Origin of the sequence: Couchioplanes azureus (assembly GCF_014648355.1) — a bacterium.
GTDB lineage: Bacteria > Actinomycetota > Actinomycetes > Mycobacteriales > Micromonosporaceae > Actinoplanes > Actinoplanes azureus.
In genome coordinates, this window is record NZ_BMQY01000001.1 from 579156 (window position 1) to 602683 (window position 23528).

At 72.5% G+C, this 23528-nt stretch carries 24 protein-coding genes; 10 read left to right on the forward strand and 14 right to left on the reverse strand.

The features are described 5' to 3' along the window. Nucleotides 1–1104: a 4-hydroxy-3-methylbut-2-enyl diphosphate reductase gene (locus IEY99_RS02695; RefSeq protein WP_373293273.1), complete on the reverse strand. Its 1104-nt coding sequence runs from the start codon at nucleotides 1102–1104 to the stop codon at nucleotides 1–3. 9 nt (nucleotides 1105–1113) lie between these two features. On the opposite strand from IEY99_RS02695, the gene IEY99_RS02700 reads away from it, so the two are divergent. From IEY99_RS02700 to IEY99_RS02715, 4 genes are read left to right on the forward strand one after another with little or no spacing between them, the layout of a single operon-like run. Continuing rightward, complete coding sequence (locus tag IEY99_RS02700; RefSeq protein WP_189199051.1) at nucleotides 1114–1635, forward strand: hypothetical protein; 522 nt, start codon at nucleotides 1114–1116, stop codon at nucleotides 1633–1635. A 27-nt stretch (nucleotides 1636–1662) separates the two neighbouring features. Further along, nucleotides 1663–2175 carry a hypothetical protein gene (locus IEY99_RS02705; RefSeq protein WP_189199052.1) on the forward strand — a complete coding sequence of 171 codons (513 nt, stop codon included), beginning with the start codon at nucleotides 1663–1665 and terminating at the stop codon, nucleotides 2173–2175. A 10-nt stretch (nucleotides 2176–2185) separates the two neighbouring features. Further along, the gene (gene xseA, locus IEY99_RS02710; protein ID WP_189199053.1) at nucleotides 2186–3412 is read left to right on the forward strand and encodes an exodeoxyribonuclease VII large subunit; all 1227 of its coding nucleotides are present in this window, start codon (nucleotides 2186–2188) and stop codon (nucleotides 3410–3412) included. Further along, a complete protein-coding gene (locus IEY99_RS02715; RefSeq protein WP_189199054.1) occupies nucleotides 3409–3612 on the forward strand; it encodes an exodeoxyribonuclease VII small subunit in 204 nt (67 codons plus the stop codon). The genes xseA and IEY99_RS02715 overlap by 4 nt, the downstream gene beginning before the upstream one ends. 3 nt (nucleotides 3613–3615) lie before the next feature. Here IEY99_RS02715 and IEY99_RS02720 read toward each other — a convergent pair whose 3' ends face one another. Beyond that, nucleotides 3616–4455 carry a hypothetical protein gene (locus IEY99_RS02720; RefSeq protein WP_189199055.1) on the reverse strand — a complete coding sequence of 280 codons (840 nt, stop codon included), beginning with the start codon at nucleotides 4453–4455 and terminating at the stop codon, nucleotides 3616–3618. Between the two features lie 74 nt (nucleotides 4456–4529). Next, the gene (locus tag IEY99_RS02725) at nucleotides 4530–5069 is read right to left on the reverse strand and encodes a DUF4245 domain-containing protein (RefSeq protein ID WP_229798043.1); all 540 of its coding nucleotides are present in this window, start codon (nucleotides 5067–5069) and stop codon (nucleotides 4530–4532) included. A gap of 101 nt (nucleotides 5070–5170) precedes the next feature. Between IEY99_RS02725 and glpX the strand changes: the two genes are divergently transcribed. Together glpX and IEY99_RS02735 are read left to right on the forward strand one after the other, a co-directional pair. Beyond that, entirely contained in the window at nucleotides 5171–6208 is a 1038-nt protein-coding gene (gene glpX, locus IEY99_RS02730) for a class II fructose-bisphosphatase (RefSeq protein WP_189199057.1), read from the forward strand. Next, nucleotides 6205–7173, forward strand: coding sequence for a DMT family transporter (locus tag IEY99_RS02735; RefSeq protein ID WP_189199058.1), 969 nt, complete (start codon nucleotides 6205–6207; stop codon nucleotides 7171–7173). The genes glpX and IEY99_RS02735 overlap by 4 nt, the downstream gene beginning before the upstream one ends. Nucleotides 7174–7183: 10 nt before the next feature. Here IEY99_RS02735 and IEY99_RS02740 read toward each other — a convergent pair whose 3' ends face one another. From IEY99_RS02740 to phoH2, 4 genes are all read right to left on the reverse strand, one after another. Then, a complete protein-coding gene (locus IEY99_RS02740) occupies nucleotides 7184–7846 on the reverse strand; it encodes a rhomboid family intramembrane serine protease (RefSeq protein WP_189199059.1) in 663 nt (220 codons plus the stop codon). A gap of 60 nt (nucleotides 7847–7906) precedes the next feature. Further along, complete coding sequence (locus IEY99_RS02745) at nucleotides 7907–8713, reverse strand: S1 family peptidase (RefSeq protein WP_189199060.1); 807 nt, start codon at nucleotides 8711–8713, stop codon at nucleotides 7907–7909. Between the two features lie 81 nt (nucleotides 8714–8794). After that, complete coding sequence (locus tag IEY99_RS02750) at nucleotides 8795–9493, reverse strand: aggregation-promoting factor C-terminal-like domain-containing protein (RefSeq protein ID WP_189199061.1); 699 nt, start codon at nucleotides 9491–9493, stop codon at nucleotides 8795–8797. Between the two features lie 385 nt (nucleotides 9494–9878). Continuing rightward, a complete protein-coding gene (gene phoH2, locus IEY99_RS02755) occupies nucleotides 9879–11294 on the reverse strand; it encodes an RNA 5'-3' helicase PhoH2 (protein WP_189199062.1) in 1416 nt (471 codons plus the stop codon). Between the two features lie 227 nt (nucleotides 11295–11521). Between phoH2 and otsB the strand changes: the two genes are divergently transcribed. Beyond that, nucleotides 11522–12376 (forward strand): trehalose-phosphatase, encoded by an 855-nt coding sequence (otsB, locus tag IEY99_RS02760; RefSeq protein WP_189199063.1) that lies wholly within the window; start codon nucleotides 11522–11524, stop codon nucleotides 12374–12376. A gap of 183 nt (nucleotides 12377–12559) precedes the next feature. On the opposite strand, the gene IEY99_RS02765 is transcribed toward otsB, so the two are convergent. The 4 genes from IEY99_RS02765 to IEY99_RS02780 form a co-directional block, all read right to left on the reverse strand. Continuing rightward, nucleotides 12560–13330, reverse strand: a complete 771-nt coding sequence (locus tag IEY99_RS02765; RefSeq protein WP_189199064.1) for an isoprenyl transferase — start codon at nucleotides 13328–13330, stop codon at nucleotides 12560–12562. Between the two features lie 31 nt (nucleotides 13331–13361). Next, entirely contained in the window at nucleotides 13362–14609 is a 1248-nt protein-coding gene (locus IEY99_RS02770; protein ID WP_189199065.1) for an NAD(P)/FAD-dependent oxidoreductase, read from the reverse strand. An 83-nt stretch (nucleotides 14610–14692) separates the two neighbouring features. Further along, entirely contained in the window at nucleotides 14693–15541 is an 849-nt protein-coding gene (locus IEY99_RS02775) for a hypothetical protein (RefSeq protein WP_189199066.1), read from the reverse strand. A 55-nt stretch (nucleotides 15542–15596) separates the two neighbouring features. Next, nucleotides 15597–17399 (reverse strand): phosphoenolpyruvate carboxykinase (GTP), encoded by a 1803-nt coding sequence (locus tag IEY99_RS02780; RefSeq protein ID WP_189199067.1) that lies wholly within the window; start codon nucleotides 17397–17399, stop codon nucleotides 15597–15599. 318 nt (nucleotides 17400–17717) lie between these two features. Between IEY99_RS02780 and IEY99_RS02785 the strand changes: the two genes are divergently transcribed. The 3 genes from IEY99_RS02785 to IEY99_RS02795 all read left to right on the forward strand — a co-directional run bounded on the left by IEY99_RS02785 (nucleotide 17718) and on the right by IEY99_RS02795 (nucleotide 19743). Further along, a complete protein-coding gene (locus tag IEY99_RS02785) occupies nucleotides 17718–18482 on the forward strand; it encodes a sigma-70 family RNA polymerase sigma factor (RefSeq protein ID WP_189199068.1) in 765 nt (254 codons plus the stop codon). Between the two features lie 72 nt (nucleotides 18483–18554). Beyond that, on the forward strand, nucleotides 18555–19121 hold the full coding sequence (locus IEY99_RS02790; RefSeq protein ID WP_229798047.1) for a GtrA family protein: 567 nt from the start codon (nucleotides 18555–18557) through the stop codon (nucleotides 19119–19121). Between the two features lie 58 nt (nucleotides 19122–19179). Beyond that, nucleotides 19180–19743: a GtrA family protein gene (locus IEY99_RS02795; protein ID WP_189199069.1), complete on the forward strand. Its 564-nt coding sequence runs from the start codon at nucleotides 19180–19182 to the stop codon at nucleotides 19741–19743. Here the strand turns inward: IEY99_RS02795 and IEY99_RS02800 are convergent. The 3 genes from IEY99_RS02800 to IEY99_RS02810 all read right to left on the reverse strand — a co-directional run bounded on the left by IEY99_RS02800 (nucleotide 19670) and on the right by IEY99_RS02810 (nucleotide 23490). Continuing rightward, entirely contained in the window at nucleotides 19670–20284 is a 615-nt protein-coding gene (locus IEY99_RS02800; RefSeq protein WP_189199070.1) for a PH domain-containing protein, read from the reverse strand. The two genes, IEY99_RS02795 and IEY99_RS02800, sit on opposite strands and share 74 nt — an antisense overlap. A gap of 4 nt (nucleotides 20285–20288) precedes the next feature. Continuing rightward, the gene (locus tag IEY99_RS02805) at nucleotides 20289–21158 is read right to left on the reverse strand and encodes a biotin--[acetyl-CoA-carboxylase] ligase (protein WP_189199071.1); all 870 of its coding nucleotides are present in this window, start codon (nucleotides 21156–21158) and stop codon (nucleotides 20289–20291) included. Nucleotides 21159–21234: 76 nt separating this feature from the next. After that, the gene (locus IEY99_RS02810) at nucleotides 21235–23490 is read right to left on the reverse strand and encodes a hypothetical protein (protein ID WP_189199072.1); all 2256 of its coding nucleotides are present in this window, start codon (nucleotides 23488–23490) and stop codon (nucleotides 21235–21237) included. Nucleotides 23491–23528 lie beyond the last annotated feature (38 nt).

The following is a 23528-nucleotide window of genomic DNA, read 5'->3' on the forward strand; positions in this document are numbered from 1 at the left end:
TCACGAGCGGGCGGCGGCCGCGGCCTTCATGTCGCGGCGCAGCTCCTGCGGCAGCGAGAAGGTGAGCCGCTCCTCGGCCGTGGTGTATTCGGTCACCTCGCCGAAGCCCCGCTCCGCGAGGTGGGCGAGCACCTCCATGACCAGGTCCTCCGGGACGCTGGCGCCCGAGCTGACGCCGACCGTGCTGGCGCCCTCCAGCCACTCGTCCCGGATCTCGGTGGCGTAGTCGACCAGGTGCCCGGCCTTGGCGCCGGCACCGAGGGCCACCTCGACCAGGCGTACGGAATTGGAGGAGTTGGCCGAGCCGACCACGATGACCACGTCGCACTCCGGCGCGATCTCCTTGACCACGTGCTGGCGGTTGGAGGTGGCGTAGCAGATGTCGTCGCTGGGCGGCGACTGCAGCAGCGGCAGGCGGGTCTTCAGCCGGGCCACGGTCTCCATGGTCTCGTCGACCGACAGCGTCGTCTGGGACAGCCAGACCACCTTCGCGGGGTCGCGGACCACCACGTTGTCGACGTCGTCGGGGCCGTCGACCAGCTGGATGTGCTGCGGCGCCTCGCCCGACGTGCCGATGACCTCCTCGTGACCCTCGTGGCCGATGAGCAGGATGTCGTAGTCGGCGGCGGCGAAGCGCTTGGCCTCGTGGTGCACCTTCGTGACCAGCGGGCAGGTGGCGTCGATGGCCTTGAGGTTGCGCTCGCGGGCCTGCTCGTGGACCTCGGGAGCCACGCCGTGCGCCGAGAAGACGACGGTGGAGCCCTCGGGCACCTCCTCGTTCTCCTCCACGAAGATCGCGCCGCGGGCCTCGAGCGTGCTCACCACGTGCTTGTTGTGCACGATCTGCTTGCGCACGTAGACCGGGGCGCCGTAGAGCTTGAGCGCCTCCTCCACCGTCTGCACCGCGCGGTCGACACCGGCGCAGTAGCCCCGCGGCTTGGCGAGGAGCACACGCTTGCGGACTGGGGTGCTGGCTTCGGAGGTCACCCGGCCATGGTACGTGCCCGCCGCCGGGAACCGCCGGGCTGCGATCCGCACCACAGCGGGTCCGATGATGATCGTCTGGCGGCCCGGTCCAGGGACGTTTCGCTCCCGGCGCGGCATACTCGGCCGGTGAGCGACACTGAGGTGGCCGCCGGCAGGACCGGCACCAGGTCCCGTCTCGGGGCCTTGACCAGGGGTTTTGCCGGTGCGGTCCTGCTGGTCGGCGGGCTGACCTGGATCCTGCTCAACCTGCAGGCGCCGGGCCGGCGGGCCGATCTGATGGTGGGCGCCGTCCTCGCGGCCGGCGGGCTGGTGCTGCTGATGCCGCACCGGGTGCCGCTGCCGGCGCTGCCGACGGCGAGCGCCTTCGCCGCGGCGGCCGTCGGGGGCGCGCTCGCCGGGCTGCTCACCGAGACCACACGGTCCGGCGGGATGTGGGCGTTCGTGGCCCGGCGCGGCTGGCCGTACGAGTGGCTGAACCGGGGTGCGGTGGCGGACGACCCCCGGACCGCCCGGGCCCTCGCGGAGCAGGCGAGCTGGCAGGTCGACGCGGTGAACCTGGCCGCGACCGCCGTGTTCTGGGGTTTCCTCGGCCTGCTGGTGGCCGCGGCCGTGACCAGGGCCAGGTCGGGGCGCGTTTCGGCACCCTGACGGACCGCTCGGCGGGATACTCGGGCCATGAGCGCCACCGGCACCGTGGGCGCGCCCGGCGTGTGGGAGTCCGCCGGTACGGCCCTGCGTCTGCTCGTCGGCTGGTCCTCGGTCCTGATCGGCGTACTGGACCTCGGCGTCGAGCTGGACCGCCGGTCCGGTACGCCGGACAGCGCCTACCTGCTCTTCCACGCCATGCTGGTGGTCGGCGGGGTACTGCTGATCTCCCTGACCTCGATCGCGGCGCGCCCGAGCCCCGCCGTCGCGCTCGTCGGCGGCTTCGTGCTGGGCGCCGGTCTGCTGGTCAGCGCGGTGCCCTCCGACTCGGCGTCATGCTGCCTGGACAGCTTCGCCCAGCGGCACGGCTACCCGTTCGCCATCATGGCCCGCAACCCCGGCGGCGGCTGGCACGTCAACGGCCTCCATCTCGCCGCCGACGTGCTCTTCTGGGGGTACGCGGGGCTGATCGCGCTCCTGCTGTCCTGTCTCGCGCGCCGCCTGGGCCGCCCGCACGAGGGAACGGGCTGCACCCGCCCGTAGGCTAGGCCGGGTGACCCAGCCGGAGCCGAAGTCGACCGCCGACGAGCCGTGGCCGGTCCGCGTCGTCAGCCAGAAGCTCGGCGCCTGGGTGGCCAAGCTCGGCTGGGTGTGGATCGACGGCCAGGTCGCCCAGATCAGCCGCCGTCCCGGTGCCGCCGTGGTCTTCCTGACCCTGCGCGACCCGTCGGCCGACCTCAGCCTGACGGTCACCGCCCACCGCGACGTCCTGGACGCCGGCGCGCCGGAGCTGGCCGAGGGTGCCCGGGTCACCCTGCACGCCAAGCCCGAGTTCTATCCGGCGCGCGGCTCGCTGAGCCTGCGTGCCGACGAGATCCGGCAGGTCGGGCTCGGTGAGCTGCTCGCCCGCCTGGAGCGGCTCAAGAAGCTGCTCGCCGCCGAGGGCCTGTTCGCCCGCGAGCGCAAGCGCCGGCTGCCGTTCCTGCCGCGGCGCATCGGCCTGATCACCGGACGCGCCTCGGCCGCGGAGCGGGACGTGCTGATGAACACCCGCCGCCGGTGGCCGGGCATCGACTTCCGCGTGATCAACGTGCCGGTGCAGGGCCCGACGGCGGTGCCGCAGATCCTCGACGCGCTCAAGGTGCTGGAGAACGACGACACCGTCGACGTCATCGTCGTCGCGCGCGGCGGCGGCAGCGTCGAGGACCTGCTGCCCTTCTCCGACGAGGCGCTGTGCCGGGCGGTCTTCGGCTGCCGGACGCCGGTGGTCAGCGCCATCGGCCACGAGACCGACGCGCCGCTGCTGGACTACGTCGCCGACCTGCGCGCCTCGACGCCGACCGACGCCGCCAAGCGGATCGTGCCCGACCTGGCGGAGGAGACGCTGCTGATCGGGCAGGCCCGGCGCCGGCTGGACCGCGCGGTGCTCACCCTGATCGAGCGCGAGGCGCACCGGCTCGAAGCCTGGCGGTCCCGTCCGTCGCTGGCGCGCCCCGAGACGCTGGTCGAGCAGCGCGCGGCCGAGGTGACCGGGCTGCGCGACCGGGCCGGGCGCAGCCTCGAGCACCGGATCCGCCGGGCCGACGACGACCTGCGGCACACCCTCGCGCGGCTGCGGGCGCTGTCGCCCGCGGCCACGCTCGAACGCGGGTACGCCATCGTGCAGCGCGCCGACGGCCACGTGGTCCGGGCGGCGGGCGAGGTCGGGACCGGAGATGTCGTACGCGTACGGCTGGCCGACGGCGAGCTGCGCACGGAAGTACAGGAGAGCATCACATGACCGACGAGAGACTCAGCTACGAGCAGGCCCGGGGCGAGCTGGCGACGGTTGTGGAGAAGCTGGAGCAGGGGGGCGCCTCGCTGGAGGAGTCCCTGGCGCTGTGGGAGCGGGGCGAGAAGCTGGCCGACGTCTGCCAGCGCTGGCTGGACGGGGCCCGGGACCGCATCGAAGCGGCCCGGGCGGCCCGCGGCGACCAGTGACGCTCAGTTCATCCCGTTGATCATCGCGTACGCGGACTCCGGCGCGTCCTTGGTCTCGGCGGCCGGAGGCGCGTCCTGCTTCGCGGCGGCGCCGTAGCCGCTGACCTCCACGGTCACCTTGCCGGCCGGGGCGTCGGTGGTCTTCGGCACGTCGAGCACGAGCTTGGTGAGCCGGCCGTCGTCGTCGAGCGTGGCCTCGTACGGGATCGCCTTGGCCTGGGCCGGGTCGGCGCCCTTGAAGACGGACGTGCCGAGCAGGTGGGAGTCGTCCTTGACCACCGTGGCGTCGAGGGTGCCGGTGATGACCGAGCCCTTGCGCTCGGCCGTGGCGATGCCGCCGAAGAGGCCGGCCGCCCCGGTCAGGTCCGGGTCCTCGATGCCGACCTTGAAGTCGTCGTTGGTCACCTTGGCCGCGTCCAGCTTGAGCCAGTTCTTGCCGCTGAACAGCTCGATCATCGCCTTGAGGCTCTCGACGACCTTGGCGCTCTGCGGGTCGTCACCGAGCGCCGCGAGGCTCTCCGCCTGCTTGGTGGCCTCGCTCATGTCCATCGTCATCTTGACGTAGCGGACGGGCTCGGCGATCCGGAACTGGATCTTCCCCTTGGTGCCCTCCTGGACGGTGTCGAAGTCGAGGGAGGCCGTCTTCGACGGGGTGTGCATGGTCCCCTTGGCCGTCGAGTCGCCCGGGAGCGTGGCCGTGAAGCTGTAGTTGCCGGCCTTGAGCCCGGCGGTCGAGGCCACCAGGGCGGCCTTCGGGTCGACCGGCTGGTCGTCGTCGCCCGTGCAGGCGGCGAGCGAGAGGGCGAGCAGGGGCACGAGAACGGCGGCGAACCGACGGTTCATGGGGGTGACTCCGAAGGCAGTACGGATGGACGGCGGGAGCCTAGACGATGCACCCCTCGATCCGCAGCCCTCGATCAGGGCAGGGCCGCGGCGAGCTTCTCCAGGTACGCCGAGTCGGCCTTGCCGACCACGATGATCGTGCGGCCCTTCTCCAGCAGCACGAGGGCGTTCTCCCCGGGGCGGGCGTCGTAGCGCTGCCAGGTGCGCGCCCCGGCCCGGTACGTACCCACCGCCTTCGGCTCCTTGCCCAGCTCGGCGGGGATCAGCGTGGCGGTGGCGACGCTGCTCTCGACGACCTGCAGCGAGTCGCCGCCCGGGTCGGCGTAGCCGAGGCGCAGGGTCGCGCCACCCGGCTCCCGCTTGAACGTGGCGGTCTGCACGTGCCAGTCCGCGCCGAGACCCTGCGGCTCGCTGACCGGGAAGACGTTGGCCGCGCGGGCCTGCTGGAGGGTGGGCGCGGCGTCCACGCTGATCGGTTTGTCCCCGTCCAGCACGAGCCGGTAGAAGAGGAGCAGCAGCGCGATCGGGACGAGCAGGACGGCGAGCGACATCACCATGTCCCGCGGCCGGCGCTCGGCACGCTTGCCGACGGTGGGGGTCTCGGGGCTGGACACCCCACCATTGTTAACCATGTCGCTGCGGCGGGACTTTGCGCAGGTCCCATGTGAGGATCGAGTAACGACCACACCCCGCACCGTCGCGAGGAGGCCCTGTCATGCCCGTTTCCGCCAATCCGCAGGATCTGGACCGCAACATCGCCCTCGATCTTGTCCGCGTCACGGAGGCCGCCGCGATGGCGGCCGGCCGCTGGGTCGGCCGCGGCGACAAGAACGGCGGCGACGGCGCGGCCGTGGACGCCATGCGTACGCTCATCAACTCGATCCAGATGCGCGGCGTCGTGGTGATCGGCGAGGGTGAGAAGGACGAGGCCCCCATGCTCTACAACGGGGAGCAGGTCGGCGACGGCACCGGTCCCGAGGTCGACGTGGCGGTGGATCCGATCGACGGCACGACGCTGATGAGCAAGGGCATGCCGGGCGCGGTGGCCGTGCTGGCCGTGGCCGAGCGCGGCGCGATGTTCGACCCGAGCGCCGTGTTCTACATGGAGAAGATCGCGGTGGGCCCGGACTGCGCCGACGTGATCGACATCAACGCCGGCACCGCCGAGAACCTGCGCCGCATCGCCAAGGCCAAGCGCAGCGCGGTCTCCGACGTCACGGTCTGCATCCTCGACCGGCCGCGGCACCAGAAGCTGGTCGAGGAGGTCCGCGCGGCCGGCGCCAACATCAAGTTCATCTCCGACGGGGACATCGCCGGCGCCATCTCGGCGGCCCGCTCGGAGTCCGACGTCGACGTGCTCATGGGCATCGGCGGCACCCCGGAGGGCATCACCGCGGCGTGCGCGCTCAAGTGCCTCGGCGGCGAGATCCAGGCCAAGCTGTGGCCGCGGGACGACGCGGAGCGGGAGAAGGCGATCGCCGGCGGTCACGACCTCGACCGGGTCCTGACCACCAACGACCTCGTCACCGGCGACAACTGCTTCTTCGTGGCCACCGGCGTGACGTCCGGAGACCTGCTCAAGGGCGTGCGGTACCGCTCCGGCGGCGCGTACACCCAGTCGATCGTCATGCGGTCCAAGAGCGGCACGATCCGGGTCATCGACTCGTACCACCGCCTGGAGAAGCTCAAGCTCTACTCGGCGGTGGACTTCGACGGTCACCTGCCCACGGTGCTCCCGCCGGGCCGCGAGTGACCCAGACCGCCGCCGCTCCACCCGCGGTGCATGCCGGGCGGCGCGCGATCGGCGTGGCGCTCGCGGTGCTCTCGGGCGTCGCGCTGGCCGTCCAGTCGAGGATCAACGGCGAGCTCGCCGTACGCCTCGACGACGCGATGGGCGCCGCCCTGTTCTCCTTCGGTTCCGGCCTGCTGGTGCTGGCGGTGTGCGTGCCGCTGCTGCCGGCGGGCCGGTCCGGTCTGCGCCGTCTGCGCAGCGGCCTGCGGGAGCGCAGGATCCGCCCCTGGCAGTGCGCGGGAGGCATGTGCGGCGGTTTCCTCGTCGCCACCCAGGGACTGACCGTGCCGACGGTGGGCGTGGCCGTCTTCATCGTGGCCCTCGTCGCCGGCCAGTCCTCGAGCAGCCTGATGGTGGACCGGGCGGGAGCGGGTCCTGCCGGGCCGCAGCCGGTGACCGTGCCGCGGCTCGCCGGGGCGGCGCTGACCGTGCTCGCGGTGCTGATCTCGGTGGCCGACCGGATCGGACATCCGAGCGCCCTGGCGCTGGCCGTGCTGCCCCTGCTCGCGGGCGTCGGCATCGCCTGGCAGCAGGCGGTGAACGGGCACGTCCGGGTGGTCTCCGGCAGCGCCCTGGTCGCGGGCCTGGTCAACTTCGTCATGGGTACGGCCGTGCTGACCCTGGCCTTCGCCGTGTCCGTGCTCCTGCGCGGCGTCCCGGCGCACCTGCCGGCCGGCCCGTGGTGGCTCTACGCGGGCGGCGCCATCGGCATCGTCTTCATCGCGGTGGGCGCCGCGGTGGTGCGCTACACCGGCGTGCTGCTGCTCGGCCTCGGCATGATCGCGGGGCAGGTCAGCGGCGCGCTGCTGCTCGACCGGATGGTCCCCGGCGCCGCGGGCCCGCCCGGCGTCAACACCGTGCTCGGCGCCGCCCTGGCGCTCGTCGCGGTCGCGGTGGCCGTCGCACCGGCCCGCCGGTCACGCTGATCTCCCACGCTCAGATGTCGGTCAGCGTCGCGTCGGGGTTGTAGAGGCTCGGGACCGGCCTGGGCTTACGGCGCCGGAACGCGATCGCGGCGATCACCCCGGCCAGCAGGCCGAGCAGATGCCCCTGCCAGGACACCGGCTGGTCGGTGGGGAGGATGTTGTAGAGCTGGTACCAGTAGAGCAACCCGATGAACGCCGCCACGCCCAGGTTCCACCAGCTGCGCTCGACGAAGCCGCGGGCGAAGAGCAGCCCGAGGAAGCCGAAGACCACGCCGCTGGCCCCGACGACGACGCTGCTCGGGTCGCCGACGAGCCAGACGCCGAAGCCGCTGACCAGCACGATCACCAGCGTCGACCAGAGGAAGCGCCGGGTGCCGCCGGCCAGCGCGAAGGTGCCGACCAGGATGAGCGGCACGCTGTTGCCGTAGAGGTGGTCCCAGCCGGCGTGCAGGAACGGGCTGAAGACGATGCCGTCGAGGCCGTCGAGGCGGCGGGGAATGATGCCGCCGGCCAGGTCGAGCGAGCCCGCGCCGAGGCCGCGGTCGATCGCCTCGATGAGGAACAGCACCGGGATCACCGCGCACATGGCCACGAAGGCGCGTCCGATCGCGGCGAAGAACGCTTCCGAACCGACCCTCGCGGCGGCCTCGTCCTGTGCTCCCGGGTAACCCATCCCCCGATGGTTACCGATGGTCGCCAGTGAAGCCAACCAAGCGTGTCGAATCCGGCACGTTCAGCTTAGGCGGCGGGTGGCCGCTCGGATATCGGCACGGAACGTGGAGACCTGCGTGTAGACGCCCGGGTAGCCCTTGCGCGCGCACCCGAGCCCCCAGCTGACGATGCCGACCTGGACCCACCTGCCGCCCGCCTTGCGCACCATGGGGCCGCCGGAATCGCCCTGGCAGGTGTCGACCCCGCGCTTCCCGGCGCAGATCGACTCCTCCTTCACGAGCTCGACGCCGACCTTGTCGTACGCCTTGGCGCAGTCCCCGTCGGCCACCACCGGCACCGACGCGTAGCGCAGCCGCTTCTCCTGGCGCAGGGCGTTCTCGCTGGTCTGACCCCAGCCGAGGACCGTCATCGGGCCCTTCTCGTCGGAGCCGCCGTGCGACAGCTCCAGGAGGGGCAGATCGATGTCCCGGTCCAGCCGGATCAGCGCCCAGTCGTCGCCGTAGGTCTCGCCGCGGAACCCGTCGGCGCGGATCACCGACACCGACCTGGCCTCGATCGCCTCCGTGGACTTGAGGTTGGTGACGCCGGCCACGACGCCGATGCTGTCGTCCTCGCCGCTGCCGCTGACGCAGTGGCCCGCGGTCAGCACGACGCGGGGCGCCGTCAAAGCGCCACCACAGCCCATCGAGAGCCGCACCATCCAGGGGAAGCGCCCCTCGGGGGCCAGGTCGCCGCCCACGACCTCCCGGAGCGGCGGCGCGGAGCCGGTCGCGGGCGAGGCGTCGCCGGCACGGGCGGCTATCTGGCTCGCCGTGAGCACCGAGGCGAGCACACCGAGAACGACCAGCGAAGCGACTTTCCGGACCATGTGGACATTTGATCACTGTCGGCGACACGAAAAAGGGGTACGCGCCGAAGCGCGCACCCCTTTGTCACGAGGTCCCGAGGTCTAGTACCAACCGACGCTCTGCGAGTGACCCCAGGCGCCGCACGGAGTGTCGTAGCGGCCCTTGATGTAGCTGAGGCCCCACTTGATCTGGGTCGCCGGGTTGCTCTGCCAGTCGTCACCCTTGGAGGCCATCCGGTCACCGGGCAGCGACTGCGGAATACCGTACGCGCCGGAGCTGGGGTTGCGGGCGCGGTGGTTCCAGCCGCTCTCCTTGTCCCACAGCTTGTTCAGGCACGGGAACTGGTCGATCCCGAAGCCGGCGTCCAGCATCAGCGCACAGCCGATGGCCCGGTTGCCGCTGAACTCGTCGCAGGAGGCCGGAATGTCACCCGTGAACGGCGGCGTGGCGCCGGATCCGCCGGATTCCTTGCTCTCCGCGGCCTTCTTCTCGGCGGCCTTGGCGATCGCCTTCTTCTCCAGCTTGTGTGCCTTGCCCGCGGCGGCCTTGGCCTCGACCGCGGCCTTGGTGGCGGCTTCGCCCTCCGCCCGGCGCTGGTAGGCGCGAACGGCGGCGTGCTCGTTGTGCCGCTCCTTGAGGAGCGCCATCTCGTCGTTGTTCGCCTGGACCACCAGCTGAGCCTGGGCGCTCCGCGCCTGGACTTCCCGGTCCTGTCCGAGGTAGACCCCGCCGATCACGCCCGCGACGAGCAGACCCACGGAGGCCGCACGGATGCCGACCCGGCTCCAGAGCCGATTCACGAAGATTCCCTTCGTAGGGGGCAATGACGCGGAGCGGATCCGCCGGCTTCCCGCACCGGCGACATCTCGCACCGCAAGCACCGGCGGCCGGCGAAGGCCGCGCGGACCGGCCCTTGCTCGCCGGCCCGAGGCGGCCACCGATCGATCTCGGTTTGCGCGGCCACCCGGACGATGCTCGTCAGCCACCATGGCGCACCGTGAAGGCGATGTGAAATGACGACGCCCACCTGTGAAATGAATCACAGGACGTTTAGGAGCCATTCCGGGCAAACAAGGGCTATTCCATTCACCCTTGCGATATCGCGTTAGTCACAGTTCGTAATCAGCCCCAAACAAGGCGTGAGGCGGAAATCCGAACTGATTTCCGCCTCACGATGACGCTGCGTCAGAGTGGGATCTCCTCCAGCAGATCGGTGACCACCTCTGCGATCGGAGACCGCTCGGACCTCGTCAGGGTGACATGCGCGAAGATCGGATGTCCCTTGAGCGCCTCGATCACGGCGGTCACGCCGTCATGGCGCCCGACCCGCAGGTTGTCGCGCTGGGCGACGTCGTGGGTGAGCACGACGCGCGACCCCTGCCCGATCCGGGAGAGCACGGTCAGCAGCACGTTGCGCTCCAGCGACTGGGCCTCGTCGACGATGACGAAGGCGTCGTGCAGGCTGCGGCCGCGGATGTGGGTCAACGGCAGCACCTCGAGCATCCCGCGGGCGAGGACCTCCTCCATCACGTTCGCGTGGACCACGGCCCCGAGCGTGTCGAACACCGCCTGCGCCCAGGGCGACATCTTCTCGGACTCGCTGCCCGGCAGATAGCCCAGCTCCTGACCGCCGACCGCGTACAGCGGGCGGAAGACGACCACCTTCTTGTGGCGGCCGCGCTCCATCGTCGCCTCGAGGCCGGCGCAGAGCGCCAGCGCGGACTTCCCGGTGCCGGCCCGCCCGCCCAGCGAGACGATGCCGATCGACTCGTCCAGCAGCAGATCGAGCGCCACCCGCTGCTCCGCCGAGCGGCCCCGCAGCCCGAAGGCCTCGCGGTCGCCCCGGACCAGCTTCACGGTCTTGTCCGGAGTGACCCGGCCCAGCGCCGAGCCGCGCGACGAGTGGATCACCAGGCCGGTGTGGCAGGGCAGGTGCCCCGTTTCCTCCGGCTCCAGCTCGTCGCCCGCGTACAGGCGGTTGACGTCCTCGTCGCCCAGGCTGAGGTCGGCCATGCCGGTCCACGTCGGGTCGCTGGCCTGGCCGTGGAGGTACTCGTCGGCCGTGATGCCCACCGAGGCCGCCTTGACCCGCAGCGGCATGTCCTTGCTGACCAGCGTGACGTCCCGGCCCTCGGCGGACAGCCCCAGCGCCACGGACAGGATCCGGGTGTCGTTGGAGTCGTTGCGGAAGCCGTGTGGCAGCTCGCTCTGGTCGGCGTGGTTCAGCTCCACCCGCAGGGTGCCGCCCTCGTCGTTGCAGAGGACCGGATGGTCCAGCCGCCCGTGCTTGATCCGCAGCTCGTCCAGCATGCGCAGCGCCTGGCGGGCGAACCAGCCGAGCTCGGGATGGTGACGCTTGCCCTCCAGCTCGGAGATCACCACGAGCGGGATCACCACCTCGTGGTCGGTGAACCGGCGGAAGGCCGCCGGATCGGACAGCAGGACCGAGGTGTCCAGCACGAAGACCCGGCCTGCGGGCGCGGGCTCCGCGTCGGCGTGCCGGTCCCGGGACGCGCGGCGTCCCGAGGAGGCACGGCTGCTGGAGACGTTGGCGGCCGGATCGGTGTGGGCGACCCCGGCGTCGGTTCGGCGAGATGTCACAGGCCTGCTCCAGCGGGCGTGCAACCCGGTCCGCCCGCGGTCCGCCTCGTCCGGCGCCCGTCACTTGCACGGGGTCGGGATGCGGGCCCCGTGGCGCATTGTCGCAGGTCCGGGCCGGCCGGCTGGCTCGGGAAAACCCCTTGCCATGCATAAACGCTAGCGGTCAAGAGCCACCTGCGGTAGTACCCGCGACATACGCCAATTCGAGGCCGTTGCGCCAGAGTGCGATGCGCCGAACGGCGGGTACGCTGGGGTGCGTGCCTGAGTCTCCGCCGAGCAACGCGCGCCCCTCACACCCCCTGAGCGTCGCCGAGGCCCTGCAGTTCACCGCCGCGCGCGCCCGGGAGACCACCTTCTTCTTCGACTTCGACGGGGTCCTCTCGCCGGTCACGGACGACCCCGACGCCTCGCAGCCGGTCCCGTCCGTACTGGGCGTCCTCGAACAGCTCGCCGCCCGGGTGGCCCGGGTCGCGATCGTCTCGGCGCGGCCGGTCAGCTTCCTGCGCTCCCGGTTCGAGTCGCTGGAGCACGTCGACCTCTACGGCCTGTACGGCCTGGAGGTCTGGCACGACGGCGACGTCGTCACCGAGCCGGCCGCGCTGCCCTGGGTTCCCGCGATGGCCGACCTGGCCGAGCGCGCCCGGGCCGAGCTGCCCGAGGCCATCCTGGTGGAGTACAAGCGCCTCTCGGTCGCCCTGCACTACCGCACCGCACCCCAGCTCGCGTCTCAGGTGGAACGCTGGGGCCACGAGCAGGCCGAGCGGCTGGGCCTGCGCATCCAGGGCGGACGCATGGTGGTGGAGCTCAAGCCCCCGGTCGACCAGGACAAGGGCATGGTGATCAGCGAGGGCGTGCTGAACTCCGGCTGCGCCTGGTATTTCGGCGACGACATGTCGGACATCAAGGCCTTCGACGCGCTGCGCGCCCGCGAGGCGGTCGACCCGCGCTTCTTCGGCATGTGCGTCGCGGTCGCCAACCCGGAGACGGGCGCGGAGGTCTCCAGCGCCGCCGACCTCACCCTGGAGTCGCCCGAAGCGGTCGCCGGCTTCCTCGCCGACGCCCTCCCCACCTTCGCCCCCTGACCCGGCGCTCCCACCGCCTGGTTCCGCACCGCAGCGCGCCGACCCAACGACGCCGACGCGGGTCGCTCCACGCTGAGCGAGATTCAGCTCGGAGCCGGATGGAGTTCCCGCCCCGAGCAGGGGACAGCTCCCAGGCTGAGCGGACGCGCGGAGAGCGCGGCGCAGAGAAGGCGGCGTGGTCGTTCAGGCTCCGTAGCGGCGCTGGCGGGTGGCGTACGAGCGCAGCGCCCGGAGGAAGTCGGTGCGCCGGAAGTCGGGCCAGTTGGCGTCGTGGAAGTAGAACTCCGAGTGCGCCGACTGCCAGAGCAGGAAGCCCGACAGCCGCTGCTCGCCACTGGTGCGGATGACCAGGTCGGGGTCGGGTTGCCCGCGGGTGTAGAGGTGCTCGGCGATGTGCTCGACGTCGAGGATCTCGGCGAGCTCCTCCAGGGTGCGCCCGGCCGCGGCGTGCTCGTGCAGCAGGGACCGGACCGCGTCGGTGATCTCGCGGCGGCCGCCGTAGCCCACCGCGAGGTTGACCTCGACGCCCTCGGAGCGGTCGCGGGTCTTCTCCTGGGCCGCCTTGAGGGTCGTCGCCGTGGTCGCGGGCAGGACGTCCAGCGCGCCGACGATGCGCAGCCGCCACGGGTTGCCGTCCTCGGCCAGCTCGGTGGCGAGGTCTTCGATGATCTTCACCAGCGGGTCCAGCTCGGCGGCGGGACGCTGCAGGTTGTCCGTGGCCAGCAGGTAGAGCGTCACGTGCTTGATGCCCGCCTGGTCGCACCAGGTGAGCAGCTCCTTGACCCGGGCCGCGCCCACCCGGTGGCCGTCGTTGGGGTCGACGTAGCCCATCTCCCGGGCCCAGCGCCGGTTGCCGTCACACATGACCCCGACGTGCTGCGGCACCGGCTTGCCGGCCAGTTTGCCGGCGAGCCGCCGTTCGTACAGGGAGTAGACCAGGGAGCGCAGACTCATCGCGTCCAGCCTATCGAGCCGGAAGCCCCACTCAAGAGGGCATGGCGACGATTCGGGCCATCTCGGCCGCGATGCGTCCGATCGTGCGAAGGTCGAAAACCCCGTCACCGAGACCGAGGTCCACCATCCGGTCGAAAACCGCACCGTCGCGCCGGGCCGCCCGTACGGCCGCGTCGACGACCCGCGGCTGCCGGGTGAGCAGCGCCGCGGCGCGCGAGTGGCGCAGGTGGCGGCCGAGCCGCTCGCGCACCGCCCGCGTATAGCGCGCGGCGGCCCGCTCGGGGCCGCCCGCCGCGGCGGTGCCGGCCAGGGCACCGGACAGCACGGCGTAGAAGATCCCCTCGCCGGTGAACGGGTTGATCAGCGACAACGCGTCGCCGGCGAGCAGCACCGGGCCGCGGGCCGGCGGCGGCCGGTGGGTGGACAACGGCAGGTGGTGGGCGCGCAGGCCGGTGGGTTCGGTGCCGGGCAGCAGCGCGGCCAGGCGGTCCAGCAGGTATGCCCGGGTCAGCGGCGTGCCCCGCAGGACCTCGCCGTACCCGACGTTGGCGGTGCCGTCGCCGAGCGGGAACGACCATGCGTACGCGGGCCAGCGGTCGCGCGTCGTCCGGATCAGTTGTTCCGCCCGGGGGCCTGCCATGGCGGCGGCGCCCTGGGCCGGGATGGCGGCGCCGCCGTCGGCTGGGACGGCGGCGGCGTGGGCCGGGACGGCGGCGGCGCCGCGCTCGGCCGACTGATGATCTGAGCCCCCACGTGCGTGGGCCGGGGCATATCCGCGGATGGCGATGGCGAGGTGCCCGGGCGGGTTCGCCGGGTGGCCCAGCGCGCGCCGCACCACGGAACCCGCGCCGTCGGCGCCGATGACCACCCGCGCCTCGATGCGGTCGTCGAGCACCACTCCGGACGGAGACCACCGGATCGCGCGGACCGTGTGCCGGCGCAGCTCGGCGCCGGCCCGGACGGCCGTCTCGACCAGGCGCGCGTCGAAGATCCGGCGGGGCACGGTGTGCGCGGGGCGCGGGAGCGGCCGGGCCACCTCGACGCCGCCCGGCGCCACGAGGCGCAGGCCGGCGACGGGCGGGAACCCGTGGGTCACCCCGGTCACGCCGAGGTCCGCGAGCACGTCCAGGGCCTCTGCCGCGATGCCGTCGCCGCACGGCTTGTCGCGCGGAAAGCCGGCCCGGTCGAGGAGGAGGACCGAGGCGCCGGCCCGCCGGGCGGCGAGCGCGGCGGCGGACCCGGCCGGCCCGGCACCGACCACCGCGACGTCGAAAGTCACCGCGTCACCGCCGACGAGACGGCGCGCCCCGCGGGAATCCGCGGGTGGAGGCCGGGATCGGCCGGCAAGCCGCGGGACGTCACTCAGGCCGCCGCTGCCGCGGGGACGGGCGTGCGTGCCACCCTCCACAGGGAGTAGAAGACCAGCACGGCGGCGGCCAGCAGGGGCGCCCCGTCGCGGATCACGCCGTCCCAGCCGAGCAGCAGACGGCACAGCGGCAGGTCCACGGCGAGCACGCCGAGCGTGACCCAGATGAGCAGCCGCGGCGCCCAGCGCTTGCCGCGCAGGAGAAAGAACGTGCTGAGCAGCACCGCGTAGCTCGCGGCGACACCGGCCAGGAACCAGAAACCGACGGCGAGCAGCCATTGCGGACGGCTGCCCAGCTCACCTACCGAGATCAGCGCCGGCACCAGCATCAAGGGGCTGTAGGTGAACGCCGCGACCCGGGCGGTGAGGGCCCACGCCGGCACCGGCGGGCGCTTCGGCGCCGTCTCGCGCCATTCGAGGCCCGTGCGGGTGACGGCCAGCCTGGCCGGATGCCGCACCAGATGAGCGCGGACGGCGGGGTGCCGGTAGAGCAGCACGACCACGGTGACGCACAGCGCGGTGAGGGCGGCGAAACCCAGCACGCCGGCGAGCGGCGGCACGCCGGTCCGCGGGACGACGAGCCGCCCGACGGCGAACACGGTGGTGACGGCCAGGATGAGGCCGAGCGGCCGGGCCGCGGCACGCCCCCGGCCCACGTGCCAGATGAGGACCAGCCATCCGACGGTACGCAGCAGCGCCCAGCCCGTACGGACGGCGAGCCCGAAACCGTGCTCCGGGGCGTACCAGAGATTGAGGAGCTCGACCCCGACGGTGGCCGCCGCCGTCGCGACGAGCAGCCCGCGCAGGGCGCGGATGATGCCCGGCCGGCCGGAGTCGATGGTCACGAACGCGACGGTACCCAGGCCGCGCCCGCCTCGAACGCGAGGCGGGCGCGGGTCGTCACGCGTTGAGGCGGGACTTGAGCGCGTCCAGCTCGGACCAGAGCACGGCCGGCAGCTTGTCGCCGAACTTGGCGAACCACTCCTCGACCTGCGGGATCTCCGCCAGCCACTCCTCGCGGTCCACCTTGAGGACGGCCTCGATGTCGGCCTTGTCGATGTCCAGACCGGTGAGGTCCAGGGCCTCGGGGGTCGGCACCTGACCGATCGGGGTGTCGACGGCCTCGGCCTTGCCGTCGAGCCGCTCGACGATCCACTTGAGCACCCGGGAGTTCTCCCCGAAGCCCGGCCACAGGAACCGGCCGTCGTCGCCGCGGCGGAACCAGTTGACGTAGAAGACCTTGGGCAGCTTGCTCGCGTCTCCCGACGCGGCCTTGCCCATCTCGATCCAGTGGTTGAAGTAGTCGCCGGCGTGGTAGCCGATGAACGGCAGCATCGCCATCGGGTCGCGGCGCACGACGCCGACCTGCCCGACCGCCGCGGCGGTGGTCTCCGACGACAGCGTCGCGCCGAAGTACACGCCGTGCACCCAGTCGCGGGCCTCGGTCACCAGCGGCACGGTCGTCTTGCGGCGGCCGCCGAAGAGGATCGCGTCGATCGGTACGCCGCGCGGGTCGTCGTACTCGGGCGCGAGGATCGGGCACTGGGTGATGGGCGTGCAGAACCGGCTGTTCGGGTGGCTGGAGACGGCCTCCGACTCCGGCGTCCAGTCGTTGCCCTTCCAGTCGATGAGGTGCGCGGGCGGCTCGCCCATGCCCTCCCACCAGATGTCACCGTCGTCGGTCAGCGCCACGTTCGTGAAGACCGAGTTGCCCTGCGCGAGCGTACGCATCGCGTTGGGGTTGGTGTGCTGGTCGGTGCCGGGGGCGACGCCGAACAGGCCGTACTCGGGGTTGGTCGCCCAGAGGCGGCCGTCCTCCCCGAAGCGCATCCAGGCGATGTCGTCGCCGACCGTCTCGACCTTCCAGCCGGGCAGCGTCGGCTCCAGCATGGCCAGGTTGGTCTTGCCGCAGGCCGAGGGGAACGCGCCGGCGATGTAGCGGACCTGGCCCTCGGGCGAGGTCAGCTTCATGATCAGCATGTGCTCGGCGAGCCAGCCCTCGTCCCGGGCGGCCACGCTGGCGATGCGCAGGGCGAAGCACTTCTTGCCGAGCAGCGAGTTGCCGCCGTACCCGGAACCGAAGGACCAGATCTCGCGGGTCTCCGGGAAGTGCGAGATGTACTTCGTCTCGTTGCACGGCCAGGCGACGTCCTCCTGACCCGGCTCCAGCGGCGCGCCGACGGAGTGCAGCGCGGGCACGAAGTCGGCGTCGGCGCCCATGGCCTCGAGGACCTTGGCGCCCATCCGGGTCATGATCTTCATGGAGGCGACGACGTACGCGCTGTCGGTCAGCTCGACACCGAACATCGGGTTCGGCGCGTCGAGCGGGCCCATGCAGAACGGGACGACGTACATGGTGCGTCCGCGCATACAGCCGCGGTACAGCTCCGTCATCGTCGACTTCATCTCGGCCGGCGCCATCCAGTTGTTGGTGGGCCCGGCGTCGGAGGGGTCGACGGAGCAGATGTAGGTGCGTTCCTCGACCCGGGCGACGTCCCCGGGGTCGGTACGCGCCCAGAACGAGTTGGGCCGGCGCTCGGGGTTGAGGCGAACGAGGGAACCGGCTTCCACCAACGCGTCGGTGAGGCGGGTCCATTCCTCGTCGGAGCCGTCGCACCAGACCACCCGGTCGGGCGTGGTGAGAGCGGCTACCTCTTCCACCCAGCTCAGCAGGCGGGCGTGGGAGGTGGGGGGCACAGACATGTGAGTCCCTTCGGTCGGCACTGACCTGTGACGAAGCAGGCCGGCGGTCCGGCCCCATCACGGGAGTCACGTCAGCGTATGCCGAGTGAACGTTCAGTTCATCGGCGAATCTTGTGGACAACCGCACAATCCTCGGAGTTTGTGCGCGATGACGATTGATCCTTCCCTGGAGAGCGCACGAGTGCGCAGAGCGCGCGACGGTGCGCACACAGCGTTGAAGCGTCGGGGCGTCGCGGCGCCATTTCCCGAAATGGACAAAACACCCTAAGCTTGGCCACAATCGGGCTTTCCTCCCACTCCCGGCTACAGGAGGCAGGAATGTCGATCCCGGCCGGCGAGAGCGACGCCGACACGGAGTTGCTGGCCGCCGTGCGGGCCGGCGACACCGGCGCCTACGGCGTCCTCTACCAGCGTCATCGCGCCGCCGCCCGAGCCCTCGCGCACGCGCTCGTCACCGATCCCGCCGACGCCGACGACCTGGTCGCCGAGACGTTCGCCAAGGTGTTCGCCACGCTGCGGGCCGGGCGGGGGCCGCTCGTGGCCTTCCGGGCGTACCTGAACACCACGCTGCGTCACGTCTGCTACCACCGGGCGCGGCGCGACCGGCGGCTCGAGTTCACCGACGACCTCACCCGCTACGACGAGGGCGAGCCTTTCCTCGACCCGGCCCTCGACAAGCTCGAACGCACGTACGCCGCCCAGGCCTTCCGCGCCCTGCCCGACCGGTGGCGCGACGTGCTCTGGCGCACCGAGGTCGAAGGGGCCAGCCCGGCGGAGGTCGCCCCGCAGCTCGGGCTCACGCCGAACGCCGTCGCCGTGCTCGCCCACCGCGCCCGGGAGGGGCTGCGCCGTCTCTACCTGCAGCAGCACGTCGCCGTCGCCGACCCGCCGGAATGCCGGTGGGCCGGGGAACGGCTGGGCGGCCGCATCCGGGGACGGCTCGCGCCGCGGGAGTCCGTCCGCCTGGACAGCCATTTGTCCTGGTGCACCGACTGCCGTGCCCGGCTGGACGAGGTGACCGAAATGCACCTGCGTCGTCACCGACCGTACCGCCAGCGCAACCCTGCGGCCCCGCCGGGTTAAGAGTGGCTCACGAAAGCTCTGGAGTCGCTCAGGTCGTCCGCACCGGCTGACCCCCGCCGGTAGTCTCGACCCGTGCCCGCTGCCGCCCTCCTGCCCGCCCTGCGGGCACGCTTCGGAGCACTGGTGCGCGAGCTGAGCAAGTTCGGCACCGTCGGCGGCATCGCCTTCGCCATCGACCTGCTGATCTTCAACGTGCTGCTGCAGGCGGGCGCCGAGACCCTGCTCGCCAAGACGGGCTCCACCGTCGTCGCCACCACGGTCGCGTTCGCCGGCAACCGGTTCTGGACCTGGCGGCACCGCGAGCACACCCACATGGCGAAGCAGTACACCATGTTCTTCCTGCTCAACGGGGTCGGCCTGATGATCGGGCTGACCTGCCTGGCAGTCAGCCACTACGGCCTCGGCGCGATCTGGCCCGAGTTCCAGACGCCGCTCGCGGACAACATCTCCGGACAGCTCGTCGGCACCGCCGCCGGCACGCTCTTCCGTTTCTGGTCGTACCGTCGCTTCGTTTTCGGTGAGAGCACGGTCCCCGATCCCACGTCTCCGGCAGTCCCGGCGGCGCCCGCCCCGCAGGCCGGCACGACCCTCCCCGAGTCGGCCGAGCCGACGGCACCCCGAGCCGTCCCGCGGATGTGACGCAGGGCCCAGCCTCAGGCTCGGTCCTTCGTCCCTCGTTCCCCCGTAAGGTTGCCCAATGCCCTCAGCCCGTCCCCTGACGGAACGCCTGCGCCACCTCGCCCCCGAGGCCCTGGCGTTCGGCGTGATCGGCGCGGCGAACACCCTGCTCTACATGGCCATCACCTGGGCCCTGCTGCCCATCGGTGCGGTCAAGGCGAGCGTGGTCGCCACCATCGTCACCACCACGCTGGCCTACGTCGCCAACCGCTTCTGGACCTACCGCCACCACACCCGCACCGCACTGCGCCGCGAGTACACGCTGTTCTTCGGGTTCAACCTGGTCGGCATGGTGATCCAGTCGGGCGCGGTGACCATCGGCAAGTACGGCTTCGGCCTCACCGAGGAGAAGGACGCCCTGCTGTTCATGGGCGTCACCATGCTCGGCATCGGCGTCGCGACGCTCTTCCGCTTCTGGGCGTACCGGACGTTCGTCTTCCTGAAGCCGCCGGTGGACGGCCACGAGGCCGCGATCGCCGAGCTCGACGTCGCGGCGGGCCTGGCCGAACTCAGCGCCGAGGCCGAGGGCCGGCTGGACGAAGAGATCGCCATGGAGATCGACGCCCAGCGCCGCGCTGTCTAGCCACGGGCGGCTCGGGCTCCGGCTCCTCCCCTTCCTCGTCGTCCTCCGGCCGAAGCTCCCGGTCGATCTCGATCAGCTCGTACAGCGTCGTCTGCACCTGCTGCACGCGCGGCACCGACAGCATGACGGCGGACTGCTCGCCGATCGAGTCGACGGTGAGCGTGCCGCAGCCCAGCACCCGCTCGAACAGCGACTGCTGTGCCACGTGGTCGTTGACCCGGTTCAGCGGCAGATCCCGGCGCTCCCGGGCCACGACACCGTCCTGCAGCAGGATCCGCTCGTCGGTGAAGACGTAGTGGGTGGTGCGCCAGACCAGCAACGGCCACACGCCCCGGGTCACCCCGACGAAGAGGGCCACCGCGCCGACGACGCAGACGCCGATCAGGCCGCCGGTGTTCGGCGGGAGCATCACCCACACCAGGATGACCGCGGCCAGGGCGGCCAGCAGGACCAGGACCGGCCCGACCGCCGCCTTCGCGTGCGGGTGCAGGTGGAGGACGACCTCCTCCTCGTCGGTCAGCACGTCGTCCGGGAAAGCCACGGCCTCAGCGTACGTGCAGGACGTCACCCGCCGAGACGCGATGCTCCCGGCCGTCAGCCGTACGGACCACAAGCTGCCCGTCGCGGTCCACGGTGGTCACGACGCCGGTGAGCGCGTCGGCGTCGGGCAGCAGCACCCGGACGTCACGCCCGATCGTCGCGCAGTCCCGGCGGTACGCCTCCAGCAGCCCGCACAGCTCTGCGTCGCCGCCGGTCTCGCGCCACCCGCCGTACCATCGCTCGAAGCTCCGCAGCAGCGCCCGCAGCAGCGGATCGCGATCCGCTGAGCCGGAACCGGCGGCCCGCAGCGACGTGGCGGGCAGGCCGGTCGTGGGCGGCAGTTCCTCGGCCCGGGTGGAGACGTTCAACCCGACTCCCAGGACCACGGCGTCCCCGGCAACCTCGGCCAGGATCCCGGCGGCCTTGCCCTCGCCCCCGCCGGGCGCGGTCACCAGCAGATCGTTGGGCCATTTCAGCGTGGCGCCGACCTCGGCCACCCGCCGCACGGCCTCGGCGAGCGCCACCCCGGCCAGCAGCGGCAACCACCCCCACCGCCCCGGCGGGACGGCGTGCCACCCTCGCCCGGCGTCGGGGACCCCGGGCCGCAGCAGCACGCTGAGCGTCAGACCCGCCCGCGGCGGAGAAACCCACTCCCGGCTGCGCCGCCCCCGCCCGGCGACCTGCCGCTCGGCGACGACGACCAGGCCCTCGCCGGCGCCCTCCCGGGCGGCCTGCGCGACGTCGGCGTTCGTGGACCCGGTCTCGGCGACCACGTCGATCCGGCGCCACATCGCGCCGGGAACGACGAGCGCACGCTGCAGGGCACGCGCGGCCAGCGGCGGGCGATCGAGATCCGCGTACGGCGAGGAGGCCATCGCCACACCCTAGCCCCGTAGGCGCAGGCACTTTCCCGCACCGGCGGCGAGCCGCTGTCCTGGGTTCGGGCAGGAGTCAGCTCGGTTCCGCGGCGTGCTTGCTCACGTAGACCGTGCTGCGCGCCTCGGACTGGCCGGCGCCGGGGCGGGGGCGCGGCCGGGGACGTGGACGGGCCGGCTGCTGGGCAGCCCGGTCGTGGTCCCCGGCGTCGACGGCCGGCAGGTTCTGGGTGGGATCGCTGGCAACCCCGCGCCGCGGTCTCACCTTGATCGAGGAACGCCGGAAGCCGTCGTCGTCCGCGGTGGTACGCGCCCAGGTCAGCTCGGGCAGCGCGGCATCGGGCAGATCCGGGACCGTCCAGATGGGGCCGTCGGCACTCGCCTGCCGGCCGGCGTAGCCGCCACTGTCCGCCCGACCTTCCCGGTCCGCCCAGCCTTCCCGGTCCGCCCAGCCTTCCCGGTCCGCCCAGCCTTCCCGGTCCGCCCAGCCTTCCCGGTCCGCCCAGCCTTCCCGGTCCGCCCAGCCTTCACTGTCTGCCCGGCGGGGTCCGGCCTTGTCCGTTCGCCCCGCAAGGTCGTCGTCGCCTCGCGGGCCCGGGTCGAATCCGAACCGTCCGGGCAGCTGGGGCCGCTCCGGGCGCCGCGAGCGTTCGGGCAGCCGGTCCTGTTCGGGCGCGGACGGCTGGTCCCGATGGTCCTGCGGGTCCCCGCCGGGTTCGTGGTCCCGAGCGGGCTCCCGGTGCTGAACGGGCCGATAGTCCGGCCTGCCGGCGGCCTCGTACTCCTCGCCGTCCCAGGGACGGGGCGCTCCGATGCGGTCGTCGGGGCGCACCGGTGGCCACTGCGGGACCAGCGCGGTCGGTTCCGACTCGACCTCCGCCGCCGGCTCGCCGCCGGGCGCGGGCGGGACCGCCGGGATGCGCTCCACGGGCACCGGCCAGCCGTAACCGGCGTCCGGGATGGGCGTCCAGTAGTCGCCCGACACGGGCTCGTCGCGGTACTGCGGACGTACCCACCCGTCGACCCGGTCGCCGAAGCGGCGAGCGGCAGGGCCGGACCACCGCCGCGCTCCGGGTTCCTCCGGCGCGGTCTCGGCTTCCGGCTCGAACGGGTCGACGTCGAAGGCGCCTCCGGCGAAGGGGTCCACGGCGGCCGGGTAGCTGCCCGAGGCGTCGGTGTCGTGCACGGCCTCGAAGTCGCCGGAAAGGTCGGGATCCTCCAGGCCGGCCTCCTCCCGCCCGACGGGAGCATCCCGCTCCCGCCCCAGCGGAACATCCCGCCCCAGGGGAACATCCCGCCCCAGCGGAACATCCTGCTCCTGCCCCGGCGGAAAGTCCTGCTCCCGCCCGAGCGGAACGTCCTGCTCGGAAGCCGTGGGGGCGGCCGGCCACGCGCTGTCGTCGTCGGCAGCGGCCGAGGGCCACTCCTCGTCATCCACGGTGTCGAGGAGGGGCTCCTCGTCGAGGATCGACTCGCCGGGCAGGCCCAGGCTGACCAGGCGCACGTCCGTCGGTCCGGCGGCCGCGATGGCGGGCGGGGTCTCCACGGCCTCCTCCGCCGGCCGGAAATGCCGCAAGCCAGACCGGCCGGAGCGGTCGGCTCCTTCCATTGCCTCGGGCTCGGACGTTCCCTCGTCCACGAAGACCGCGTCGTCCGTCGCAACGGCAGGAAGAGCACCCTCGCCCGCCGGGTCCCTCATGGAGTCGGCGGCCCCCGACGTGGGCCAGAAGCGCCGCGAGGCCCGCGGACCCGGGGCCGGCGACTCGTCGGCGGAGAACCGGTCGGTCGCGCTGCCGGCGGCCGCCTCGGCATGACGCCCACCCGGCACGGTCTCGAGCTCCGCCGCCTCTGCCCGGCGCCCGGCGACCGCGGCGTCCGCGGTCGCCACGTGACGCCGACGCCGACGGACGGCGTCCCCGCTCCGCCCGCTCCCGGCCTGCCTACTCTCGGCCAGCACGCCCTCCGCCCACACACCTTCGACAGCCCGCACGTTCTCCGCCCGCGCACCGCCGGCCCGCGCACCCTCGACGGCCCGCTCGGCGCCTGCGGCCCGCTCAACCCTGACCGCCCGCTCGGCGCCGGCGGCCCGTTCGGCTTCGGCGGCCCGCTGGCCTTCCGCGGGCCGCTTGCCTTCCGCGGGCCGCTTGCCTCCGGCGATCCGCTCCGCCCGGGCGGACCGCTTGCCCTGCGCGGCCCGCCGGGCGGCGAGAGCCCGCTTGCCGGGAGCCGCGGCGGCCTCGCCGCCGCCGAAGAGCACCTTGCGGAACGCGAGGAGCGTCGCGATGCCACCGACGATCAACGCCACGCCGACGGGGGTCATCCATGTCGTCACGCGGGTTGTAACGAATGGTGCATTAAGAACGAAACGAC